This is a genomic window from Aequorivita sp. IT1282 (assembly GCF_058068205.1).
Genome location: NZ_JBYRHR010000007.1, coordinates 1 through 12,139 on the forward strand (window position 1 = coordinate 1; position 12,139 = coordinate 12,139).

At 35.3% G+C, this 12,139-nt stretch carries 9 protein-coding genes and 1 tRNA gene; 6 read left to right on the forward strand and 4 right to left on the reverse strand.

Going from position 1 to position 12,139, the window contains the following annotated elements; translation table 11 throughout:
- Positions 1-211 precede the first annotated feature (211 nt).
- From AC3RVG_RS14785 to AC3RVG_RS14810, 6 genes are all read left to right on the forward strand, one after another.
- Positions 212-1,018: a motile sperm domain-containing protein gene (locus tag AC3RVG_RS14785; protein WP_489692251.1), complete on the forward strand. Its 807-nt coding sequence runs from the start codon at positions 212-214 to the stop codon at positions 1,016-1,018.
- Positions 1,019-1,027: 9 nt separating this feature from the next.
- Positions 1,028-3,826, forward strand: coding sequence for a hypothetical protein (locus tag AC3RVG_RS14790; protein ID WP_489692252.1), 2,799 nt, complete (start codon positions 1,028-1,030; stop codon positions 3,824-3,826).
- Positions 3,827-3,839: 13 nt separating this feature from the next.
- Positions 3,840-5,240, forward strand: a complete 1,401-nt coding sequence (locus AC3RVG_RS14795) for a hypothetical protein (RefSeq protein WP_489692253.1) — start codon at positions 3,840-3,842, stop codon at positions 5,238-5,240.
- Between the two features lie 31 nt (positions 5,241-5,271).
- Positions 5,272-8,052, forward strand: a complete 2,781-nt coding sequence (locus tag AC3RVG_RS14800; protein WP_489692254.1) for a response regulator — start codon at positions 5,272-5,274, stop codon at positions 8,050-8,052.
- Between the two features lie 69 nt (positions 8,053-8,121).
- Positions 8,122-8,856, forward strand: a complete 735-nt coding sequence (locus AC3RVG_RS14805; protein WP_489692255.1) for a sensor histidine kinase — start codon at positions 8,122-8,124, stop codon at positions 8,854-8,856.
- Between the two features lie 6 nt (positions 8,857-8,862).
- Positions 8,863-9,498 carry a response regulator transcription factor gene (locus tag AC3RVG_RS14810; protein WP_489692256.1) on the forward strand — a complete coding sequence of 212 codons (636 nt, stop codon included), beginning with the start codon at positions 8,863-8,865 and terminating at the stop codon, positions 9,496-9,498.
- A gap of 312 nt (positions 9,499-9,810) precedes the next feature.
- Here the strand turns inward: AC3RVG_RS14810 and AC3RVG_RS14815 are convergent.
- The 4 genes from AC3RVG_RS14815 to AC3RVG_RS14830 all read right to left on the reverse strand — a co-directional run bounded on the left by AC3RVG_RS14815 (position 9,811) and on the right by AC3RVG_RS14830 (position 11,997).
- Positions 9,811-9,884, reverse strand: a tRNA-Asp gene (locus tag AC3RVG_RS14815).
- 161 nt (positions 9,885-10,045) lie between these two features.
- Positions 10,046-10,975: a DUF58 domain-containing protein gene (locus AC3RVG_RS14820; protein ID WP_489692257.1), complete on the reverse strand. Its 930-nt coding sequence runs from the start codon at positions 10,973-10,975 to the stop codon at positions 10,046-10,048.
- A 12-nt stretch (positions 10,976-10,987) separates the two neighbouring features.
- A complete protein-coding gene (locus AC3RVG_RS14825; RefSeq protein WP_489692258.1) occupies positions 10,988-11,446 on the reverse strand; it encodes a copper resistance protein NlpE in 459 nt (152 codons plus the stop codon).
- A 5-nt stretch (positions 11,447-11,451) separates the two neighbouring features.
- Complete coding sequence (locus AC3RVG_RS14830) at positions 11,452-11,997, reverse strand: ClpP family protease (RefSeq protein WP_489692259.1); 546 nt, start codon at positions 11,995-11,997, stop codon at positions 11,452-11,454.
- Positions 11,998-12,139: the final 142 nt, after the last annotated feature.

Consider the following 12,139-nt stretch of genomic DNA (forward strand, 5'->3'; position numbering starts at 1 on the left):
CGCATTGACACTTGATTTAAACTACAAAATTCCTGCAGCTAAATCATCATCAACAGATATCTTAGGAAAACCAGCTGCTGCATATACACAAGATGTAATTTATACTGCAACTGCTCTATAAACTTCGGTTTTAACTCTTAAAGATTCCCTAAGTTACTTTTTTAACGTAATTTTGGGAATCTTTTTTAATTCTAAACCCATACAACCTACTATGCATACCTCCTGGCTTTATTTTCTAGTATTAATAGTTTCTACTTGCTTCGGTCTTTCTGCGTTTGGTCAAGGTATATCAATGTCGCCAACAAGACTTTTTTTTACTGGTGAGCCTGGAGCAGTTGTAAGTCAAACCATTACTATTAGCAATAGTTCTGATGCTGAATACGTATTTAATATAAATACCAAGGATTGGAAAAGAGAAGAGAATGGTAATAAAATTTATTTTAACGCTGGAAGTATAGAAAACTCAAATGCATTTTGGATCTCTACGTCAGAATCATCTATAAGTATTCCTGCAAAGATGACCAAGGATGTTGTAGTTACTATGGAGATACCTAAAAACGGTTCAACTTCGGTAGTTACAAATAGCATGCTATTCTTTACTCAAATTGGTAAGCAACAAGATAAAGCCGCTCAGCAAACGGGTATTGGTATTATTACTTTATTTGAATTTGGTATACACGTTTATCATACGCCAGAAGGCAATGAAAAACAGAGCTTAGACATTGTGAATTTTGAAGATGAAACTGATGACAAAACGAATCTTCAAAAAGTGGCTATTGGTATTTTAAATGATGGCAATCTAATAAATGATGCTACTGTAGAACTGGAGTTTACAAATACTAATACGGGCGAGGAAATTAAATTGGAGCCAATTAATATCTCCATGCTTCCTGGCGCTAAACAAGTTGTAAAATTTCAATTGCCCGAAGGCCTGTCAGGTAATTATCTTGGAGTTACTATTGTAAAAATGGCCGGTATTAACGACCTGCGAGTCGGAGAGAAAGACTTCGAGTTTTAAATTAATAAATTGATATTCCCAATCCGCATAACGTTACCTACATTAAAAAACACAATGCCACTTTTGGTGCTTGCGCTTCTTGGTGTTTTCAATAGTTACGGACAGCAAGTAAACAAACTAGATTTCTATTTTGAATCAGATTCTCTTTCGGTTAAACAGGGAAACAGTTTTATCAATTTTATTGTTCTAAAAAATAATAGCAATAAAGAAATAACTATTGAAAATATAGCGCCAAAAGAAATCTATCCAGGATTGCTTCTTTCTCCAAAAGGTACTTATATACTATCAAGTGGTGAGCAAAAAAGATTGCCTATCAAATTTTTAGTTAATACAGATTTTATGAAAATAAAATCGCAAAAAATAAACTATCAACTGTCTTGCACGACTGAAGGTAAAACAGAAAATTTAGAGGCTTCGTTTTTTATAGATAGAAATGAAGAGAAACATATCGCATTATATTCCTTCACACGCGAAAACTATATTGATCCTTCGCAAACAGAATCAACACTATCATTATATGTTGAGAATAGAGGGTTTTCTCAGCGCTCAATAAAACTTACTTTTCAAGCGGAGCCAGATGGTTTGATAATAAAACCTAGAGAAATTATACTTTCCTTAGAAGGACAAGAAAAAAGATTGGTTGAATTTCAAGTAGCATTACGACCTCAAGGTAATTTTTATCCCGATTATAATATTAATGTAAGAGCTACAGATTTAATTGACAATGAAAAAGTAGGGAATACCTATTTAAAATTAATCATCTTATCTAACAATCGCCAGTTAACACGGGGACCGGGAGCGGAAATGGGTAAAAATTTTGTTGAATTAGGCTATAATGAACAAAGTAGTGGACTTCAATATTCACAGTTAAAAGCGAACTCCACATTTGCATTAGGCAGCGATACGCAAGCAACTTTCAATTTAGCAGCAGATTATTATCTTTCTGAAAACCAATACAATATTAACGATACTTGGTTTGAGTTGGAGAAAAAAAATTCTTTGTACCGAATAGGTAATGTTAATGCGAATGATTACGATTACTCTGTGTCGGGAAGAGGGGTGTTGATTAATACCAACTTCGGAGAAAATAAATCTGTGGAAGGTTTTGCATTAGAGAATAATTATAATTTATACGGTACTTATTTTCCCGAGAATGAGGGTTCAAAATTAGCCGGGGCTAAATACAGCTTTGTAAGTACAAAAGGTTTTAACGGCAAAGTTTCTTATGTTTTTGCCCATAATCCGCGATTAGAGATAGATACTCAGGTTGCAAACTTTGCTAGTTCATTTGCATTAGATTCAATTCATAACTTTAGAGTAGAAACGGGGCTAAGTCATGAAAAAGGTCTAATAAATAATGACGAAAATATAGGAGTAAGAGCTAGTATAAATTATCAAACCAAATTTGGTAATTGGGAATTTAATTCTTTAAACGACGTAGGTAGTAGAAATTATGCGGGATTCAATCGGGGTTCTTTAAACTTCACACAGAATCTAGGATATAGAGTTGCTAATTTTGGACGCTTGTTTTTACAATATCAAAATACCCAATCGCAGCCAGAATATTTAAGTTATCAAGAATCTGAATATAGTATTAACCCAAGGTATTATCCGTATTATTTTTATAGCACACAATCTGTAAAAACAGGAACTCAATTTGCACTTTCCAACTGGAATTTTACAATCTCGCCACAAATAGAGAAACAAAAAAGTACAAGTAATTTGTTTGCTCACGCATTACTTTCATATCGTTTTCACACTAGTGTTGGAACAACCTTTCGTGGACACGGGATTAATCTTTCATCGGAATATTCATATTCTACTCCCTTAAACAATCAATGGTTTCATAGCTTAAAAGCTAATCTTTCATATAGATATGGAAGCTTTTCACTTAATGGTTCTGCCCAAATTAATCCTAGTACTATAACAGACTTAAATAATTTTGAAGCAAACAGCGAGAATTTTATCAATTATAGTGGTTACGCTTCCTACAATTTTCAGACTATAAACAATACCTTGACAGGCGCAATTGCGGCAGGAATTAATTTTTCCGAACTTTACAGCAACACAAATAAAACAATCAATGGAACTGTAGAATATAAATTCTCAAGAAGTTGGTCTGCAACAAGCTATGTTAATTACACCCAATATAATTCAACAATGAATTCTGGGTTTAGGGGAGATAATTATCAGTTGAGAGTAGGTATTAAAAAATATTTTATAAAAGCGACTGCTATAGGCAATCATAATATTAACTTACAATTATTTCACGATAAAAATTTTAATGGAGTTTTAGATTCAGATGAAGTCCCTTTAGCAAGCGAAACAGTTCAATTAGATGGTTTTGTAGCTATAACAGATTCAAAAGGTAAAGTTCGCTTTTCTAATGTACCTAAAGGAAAATATACTTTAAGAGTTAATGAATCTGCTGGCTTACGAATGGCTGCCGACCCAATTATTATTGTAGATAGCAATATTAAATTGAAAGTTGGTTTGGTGAAAAAGAATAAAGTAGTTGGAAAATTAGTTGAAGTTATACAGCAATACGATAAGCTAGCCACCTCGGTGCGGGGTGTTGTAGTTTATGCTAAAGATAGTAATGGCCAAGTTATAAGTACGGTAGTAGATCAAAACGATACATTCGAATTTTATTTAGATAATGGTGCTTTCGAAATTTATATTCAAAACAATAAGTACGATTATTTAAATGCTTCGCAAAAGGTTAATCTTGAGAACGAATCGCTTCCAAAAACCTTAACTTTTGAATTCAAAAAGAAGAATACAGAAATAAAGGTGAAGAAATTTTAAAACGGAAAAAAGGATGAAATTAATAAGCTACATTTTTTTATGTTTTCTTTTATTGGGAAGTACATTTGTAATGAAAGCACAGGATGTTATTTTTACGCTGCCATCTGATGATATTTTTGCCCGTAGAGAAGTTTCAAAACAATTAACGGTAATGATTTCAAATGGTTGGAAATTTAGTGGAGACCCTACGTTTAATGCCATTAGTAGTTCTGTTTTTTACAATACTAATGCTGGAGCCTCGTTATCAAGTAATTTACTACTCTGGCAACTTTATAAAATTGGTAATGATTTCCCGCTTTTTAATCCTAGTAAAGATTATATGCCTGGTTTTTTATCTTTTACGCAAAGTGCACAAGCGTGGTATTATCCACATAATTCAACCTGGGCGCCTAGTGGCAATGTAGTTTTTGCTTTTAAAATGCCAGCCACAGCTTTTTCAAGCAATGCTTTCTATTCAGGAGATTATAAATTGGAAGTTAATCAAAACTCCAATAACGGTTTCACTCCCTCTGCTTTTAATGTACTAATTTCAGTTCCTAAAGCAATTAAATGGATAACAGCTGGCACCTCTATTACGCAATCAATTACATCTCTTGATAATTACAGACTGGCAGCTGCACAAGTAGAAACTAGTTTGGGCAGTTTTACTCTTGGCAATACTGTTAATTATAAATTGAATGCCAAAAGTTCTTCTGCCACAATTCAGTTTACATCTTCAAAAGGAGTACAAGGCACACGAAATGTTTCTTTAGTAAAATTAGGAGGGAGCGATCCCAAAATCACTTCATTATCACTTACGTCAAGCTATCAGGATTTTACTCCGGGAAATAACTTTACCGTTACAACCGGTAATAGAAATAGTTTTCAGCTAAAAACCTTAATATCCAAAGACGATTTTAAGGCATACTTTTTTGAGGCTGGGACCTATAAATTTCAATTAAATCTGAATGCAAAAAGCACTGATAACACGACCTCTGCAATTCACAATTTAGATTATACTATTAATGTGGCGCCGCTTTCCGAAATTATAATGCCTACTTCTGGGAACGAGGTAAATTTTATGTTCAATACGGCATCACATTACCAAAATGGACAAACAAAAACCGTTGCCAATCAGTTAAAGATTTCTAATAACGAGACGTACGAACTCAATGTTAAAACAGATGCGGCGTTCTTTAAAAAAGCGGGCGTACAGTCTGATGTGCCTTCAAATATATTGCAGGTTGGTGTAGATGGTATGTCGCAAGTAGCTTTATCTACAACTTCACAAAAAATTATTACCAACGGAACTCCCGTATTAGATAGAAATTTAAATATTAAATACACCATATCACCCACAGCAGCACAAACGTTAGTTTCTAAAGAAAGAAATACCTACACTATTAACGTTATTTACAGTTTCACCGCCCTTTAAGGGTAAGCCCCCAAATTAATAAATCAAGAAGATGACAGTAATTAATCCAAAAGAAAATCCAGAACAAGATCAATCAATTATAAAACTTAACGTACTCAACAAGCGCTACGTAGATGTGTTTGATTTTGTAATTTTTTCAGTTTCAAAAATGATGGACATGGCAACATGCACTATCACCTTATTTGATGAAGACGAATCTTTTGTAGTTGCAAGCAGCGATGATTCCATCGAAAAAATATGGCCACTTAGTTCTGCACAAAAAAATAACTTAGAGAAAAATAAGAAAAACACAGAATTTAATCTGGCGCCTCATACCATAGAAAAATTTGAAGTAAAGTTTTATGAATCTCTTCCCGTTTTAGAATCTAAGGGAACCGTTTTGGGAAGCCTGAACATCTTTGATAACAAGGAAAGAGTTCTAACAGATTTCGAAAATGAATTCTTGCAAAAATCTGTTCAGCAGATAAAAAGATGGTTAGTAAGTAAAGGAAAAGAACTTCGATTAGAAAAACACGATAATTTATTTCAACTCTCTAATGATTTAATTGGAATTTGCACTTTTGAAGGTAGTTTCGTTAAGCTTAATCCCGCATTTTCTAATACCTTAGGATGGACCAGTGAAGAATTCATGGATACTCCTTTTATTAATTTCATTCACGAAGATGACGTGAAAGCAACTACACTCGTGATGCAGAAGCTTATTAGAGGTAGATCGGTTGTTAATTTCACAAACAGGTATAATACTAAAAACAAAGGAATCAAGTGGATAGAATGGACTTGCACTCCTGAAGTTGAAACAGGGCTGATATTCGTAATTGGTCGTGATGTTACGGAATTTGTTGAAAGGGAAGCACTAATCAAAAAGAGCGAACAGAAATTCCACAATTTATTCGATAACGTACAAGGCATATTAAGTATTCACGACTTAAAAGGTAATTTCATAGATGTGAATCAAGCGGGATTGAACGCTACTGGATATTCTAAGGAAGAAATGCAAAATGCCACCCTTTATCATCTAATAGATCCTGAAAGACACGATGAAATAAATGAATACTTAGCCGCCGTTCAGGAATTTGGAAAGGTTTCGGGTGAATTGTCGATCAATAAAAAATCTGGCGAAAAGGCCGTTTGGTACTTTATGAGTACGCTGGATGAAAATTCGACAGGAAAACAACAAATTATAACGAATGTTCTTGACATCACGGAGCGGAAAAAATTGAGTAACGAACTAAAGCAGGCCAAGATTGAAGCCGAAGAAGCATTTAAAGCCAAGTCTGAGTTTGTGGCAAATATGAGTCATGAAATTCGCACGCCATTAAATGGGATTATTGGTTTTACAGAACTCGCACTAGCAACAAACTTAGACGAAACCCAGAAGCAATATTTAAATATTATAAACCAGTCTGGCGTATCTCTTTACAGTATTATAAACGATATCCTCGATTTTTCCAAAATGGAAAGCAACCAGATGAAGTTGGCGATTGACCGAATTGAAGTTGAGGAAGTAGTTTCAGAAGCATTCAATATTGTTTCCTACGGAATAAATAAAAAAGGCTTGGAAATGTTGATGGATATTGATCACGAAATTCCAAGGTTTATCTGGGCAGACGCAATGCGCCTAAAACAAATTTTGGTGAATTTATTAGGTAACGCCTTAAAATTCACGGAGCAAGGTGAAATTAAACTATACGCAACAATTTTAGAAGACTACGGTAACGGAAAAATGCGCCTTCGTTTTGGTGTTAGCGATACAGGAATAGGGATTCACAAAGACAAACAGGTAGAAATTTTCAACGCATTTTCGCAAGAAGACGGAAGCATTACCAAACGCTATGGCGGAACAGGACTGGGATTGTCTATTTCGAATAAATTATTGGCATTGGCAAACAGCAAGCTGCAATTAGAAAGCGAACAAGGAAAAGGAAGTGATTTCTTCTTCGATCTTGACTTTAAAGTAGAAACTGAAGAATTAGAAAATGGATTGCAGGAAATAAAAAAAGTGCTAATTGTTGATGACAATGAAAACAACAGAAAAATCCTGCGACGCATGCTAGAAATTAAGGACATTAAAGTGGAAGAGGCAGATAGCGGCTTAAAAGCTTTACTAGTTATGCTAGACAACCCTGAATTTGATGTGATAATTATGGATTACCACATGCCTATAATGGATGGCATTGAAACCATTCGGAAAATAAAGGGACTAAAACCTTCCGAAACCCACGAGCAGCCTTTTATCGTGCTGTATAGCTCTTCTGATGACGACCAACTTCAAACGGCTTGCGATGAGTTAGAAATTGAAAGTAGGCTTGTAAAACCAATCCGAATGAAACAGATGTACCAGATGTTATCAGGGCTCAAAAATCTTTCGACAGCGAAAACTTCCATTCCCAATGAAGTAGTTTCGGCATCCACCATTACCGATTTAAAGATTTTAGTGGCGGAAGATAATGAGGTAAATATGCACTTAACAAGGCTCTATCTACAAGATCTTATTCCAAATGTCATAATTATTGAGGCATTAAATGGAGAGGAAGCGGTAACAAAATATATGCAAGAACAGCCAGATATTGTTTTTATGGATGTGCAAATGCCTATACTTAACGGATTAGATGCCACCCGAAAAATTAGAGCTTCTGAAACGCATGTGGAAGTACCAATAATTGCCTTGACCGCTGGTAGTCTTCCCGGCGAAAAAGAAAAATGCCTTGATGCGGGAATGACTGATTTTCTTACCAAGCCGCTGTTAAAACAAACCTTGGGCAACATGCTTTCAAAATGGTTGGGAGTACAGATGATTGGTGGAGGAAATTAATAAAATTGTTGACACATTTTGATATGAACGAAAAAGTTAAGGAATAGAATTTAAAGAATATTTAATTAAATGAAGACGGAAAATAAAAAACTCACTGCGGAAATCGGAAGATTACAAGAACAGGATGAATTAAAAACGGGGTGGATTTCATTGATTACTCACGATTTTAAAGAGTTTTTTGGCAGTTTGTTATGGTTAATTGAAGCAGTGGAAAATGAAACGATAAGCAAAGACGACTTTTTTAAGCTATTAGCCCGATCAAAGCAAGATGCTAAAAAAAATCTTCAAACCGTAACTGATACAAATGAATGGGTTAAAACTCAATTAAATGATTTTGAACTTAAGAAATCACAAATATTTGTGCTGGATTTGTTTATCCAGCTTCGTAATGAATTTGAAGTAAAACTGAGCAATAAGAAAATCGATTTTCAATTTAAAGGAAATGAAAGCTTGGCTTTTGAAAATGATAACTTACTGATTTTCTTTGTGTTAAAGAAATTTTTAAACAATGCCATTAAGTATTCACATTCACAAAGCGATATTTATTTCGAAGCTATCGAAGTGAATAATACTGTTATTTTATCTATAATCGATCAAGGCTTGGGAATGGCCCAATCCACTCAAGAATTGCTATTCACTTTCCAAAGTCCAGTCTTTCAAGGTACTGAAAAAGAAATAGGTGCAGGATTAAGTTTGAAGATTGCAAAAAATTTCGTATACTTGATGCATGGAAAAGTAGAAATTGATTCCACTGAAAATGTGGGTACCAAAATTTCTATGATCCTGCCCCTAATCGAAAAATAAAATATTATGCACACGAACACTCGCATCTTAGTTGCGGATGATCATGGTATAGTGCGAATGGGGCTGGTGCAAATTATAAAGCAGCTCCGGCCACACGCTCACTTATCAGAGGTAGACGACTACAAATCGCTCTCATCTCTCATCTCTCGCGAAAATTTTGACCTTGCAATTTTAGACGTTAACATGCCCAATGGTACCTTACAGCAGGCAATTGACTTTATTAAACTCAAGCAACCGGAATTAAAAATTCTTATTTTTTCCTCTCAAGATGAAAATCTTTACGCCCTACGTTACCTAAAAATGGGTGCTGATGGATTCTTGAATAAACTTTCATCTAAAGAGAAAATAGATGACGCTCTTACTGCAATGCTTCAGAAAGGACGATTTATGAGTGAAGAAGTAAAGGATTCTATTCTATCAAGCTCATTAAACAAACAGCCGACTTCTTCGCCTCTAGAGACCTTGTCTAATAGAGAACTTGAAATTGCTAACAAATTAGTGGAAGGCCTACCTTTAAAGGAGCTTTCTAACCGATTAAATCTCCACTCCTCAACTATAAGCACGTATAAAAATCGTGTGTTTGAAAAGCTGAAAATTCAGTCTATTCCGGATCTAGTGGAAGTTTTGAGGATGTATGCCTGAGAAATTTAGTTAGTATTTCACTTCTGTAACTTAGCCTTATCTTTCAAATATGATGAAAGTAGGGCTTATTCCTATGTGGTATTGGCAAATAGCTGGGCAACTTCTGACCTAGCTTACTCCGCTTTTTGAATTAGGAATAAAAGTAGATATTTCCAAAAACAAAAAAAGCCCATCCTTTAGGATAAGCTTCTCATCGGTCTATTTCTAAACCACAAGCCACCTTTAAGTGACTCAACACAACATCTTCATTCCTGCGGAGGCAGGAATCTCATCTCTGTTTGGATGAGACACCCGACTTCTCGGGTGTTTAAGCGGTCTGGACGAGACTCGAACTCGCGACCCCCTGCGTGACAGGCAGGTATTCTAACCAACTGAACTACCAGACCAAGTTTTTCAATCTACCTTTCGGCAAACCCCAACAACAGTTGGGCAAAGTGAAAAATTGTTACCAATACATTTTAGAACAAGTTCCTTGCTGTATTAAGCGGTGGCAAATATACCACTCCATTTCATTTTCACAAACTATTTTTTTAAAAAATATAAAAAATTATCCAAACTTCTGACGCTCCACTAGATACGTAGTCAAAATCTTATTGAAACTCTCATTAATATCGGTCAGAACGTACTTAATTCGGTATTGGGCACATCGCAATTGCAATTCTGTGAAGTAATTTTGCACTGCTTCGGCATATTGCTCCTTAATATTGTCTGCATAAAGATTAACATGTTCGCCTGTTTCAACATCTACAAATCGTTTTGGACGATTGCTAAAATCGAAAGATACTTCCCTTTTTTTATCAAATGTGTGGAAAAGTATTACTTCGTGTTTGTTGTAATTTAAATGTTGAAGCGCTTCAAAAAGCTTTTCCGCCTCTGCATCACTTTGAAGCATATCCGTAAAAAGGAAAACCAACGAACGCCGTTTCAACTTTTCAGCAATTAAATGAAGATGCTCGTAGGTTTTAGTTTCTGTTTTCTCTTTTGAAGAAAGCAAAGCTTCGTTCAACTTTTGAAGTAACATCTGGTGATGACGCTCACTGCCCTTTTCTGAAGCATAAAATTCATATTCGTCACTGTAAATACTCATTCCTACCGCATCGCGCTGGCGTCTCATTAAATTCATAATGGCTGCGGACGCCAATACAGAAAAACCTATTTTGTTTAAGGAATTTATATTGAATTGCTTCAACTTTGGGTAATGCATCGAACTGCTGTTATCTATAATTATATGGCAGCGTAAATTTGTTTCCTCTTCGTAGCGTTTGGTATATAGTTTATCGGTTTTTGCGAAAAGCTTCCAATCTATATGCTTTGTACTTTCACCACTATTGTAGATTTTATGCTCGGCAAATTCAGCCGAAAAACCATGAAACGGACTTTTATGAAGCCCAGAAATAAAGCCTTCCACCACTTGTTTTGCAAGTAGCTCGAGGTTTTTGAAACCTGTAATTTCATTTATTTCATTTTCTATGTTCAAAAGCTGAAATTATTATAGTGTCTTTTTAAGAATATACAAATCTGCCATATCACCAGAAATTACATTTCCAGATTTATCCAGCATCCACAATTGGTTTTCACCAACCTTGTATTGAAAAGTATCGTTTTCAGACTGCAATAGCACTTTAGAGCCTGTTTCATCCCATGAAAAATTTCCGGACAGCTGGAACATATTTTGCCCCTCAACCTTGCTTAAATAGGCTTGTGATAACGTATAAGTGTTGTCAGCTTTAAGTTCCAAAACTATTTTAATGCCTTCGCAGTCTGCACAGGGCGTAGTGCCTTCATAAACACCAGCCCAATCCAATGAATTTTCTGAATTATGCGCATCTACAACAGTTGAATCAACATTTTCTATAGTTTCCTCTAAAGTTGTTTCGTTCTTTTCGCCGTTTTTGCATCCTACTAAGAGGCTAGCTGCAATTACAAAAGCAAGTGAAACGCTTTTCATAACTTCTATTTTGAAATCTTATCTACGATGCCGTATGCTACAGATTCTTCAGCGCCCATCCAATGGTCACGGTTAAAATCTTTCATTATTTTTTCGAAAGATTGTCCCGTATTTTCCGCTAAGATTCGAGCACTAATTTCTTTTGTTTTCAAAATTTCTTGAGCAGTTATTTCAATATCGCTTGCAACGCCTCTTGCACCTCCACTTGGTTGGTGAATCATCACTCGAGCGTGCGGCTGAATAAAGCGTTTACCCTTCTCACCAGCAGAAAGCAAAATACTTCCCATAGAGGCTGCTAGGCCAGTACAGATTGTAGAAACAGGACTCTTTATTTCTTTAATCGTATCGTAAATTGAAAACCCTGAAGTAACGTAGCCTCCTGGACTATTAATATAAAATTTAATTTCGTCGTGGCTAATTGCGTCTAAATACATCAATCTGTCTACCACGTGGCGCGCGCTTTTGTCGTCTACCATTCCCCAAAGGAAAACTTTGCGTTCCTCTAGTAATTTATCGTCAATTTTATCCTGTACTTTATTTGTTTTTATCATAATCTTGGTCTGTTCCCGCGTGCACAGTCGCGTGGGTTTTAAGCAATTATTTTAAAGCAAAAGGTCTCGACTGTGCTTCGACTGCGCTCAGCATAACACGTCTGACCAGACATTTTACTAATATAGAAAAAGGCCTAGCAAT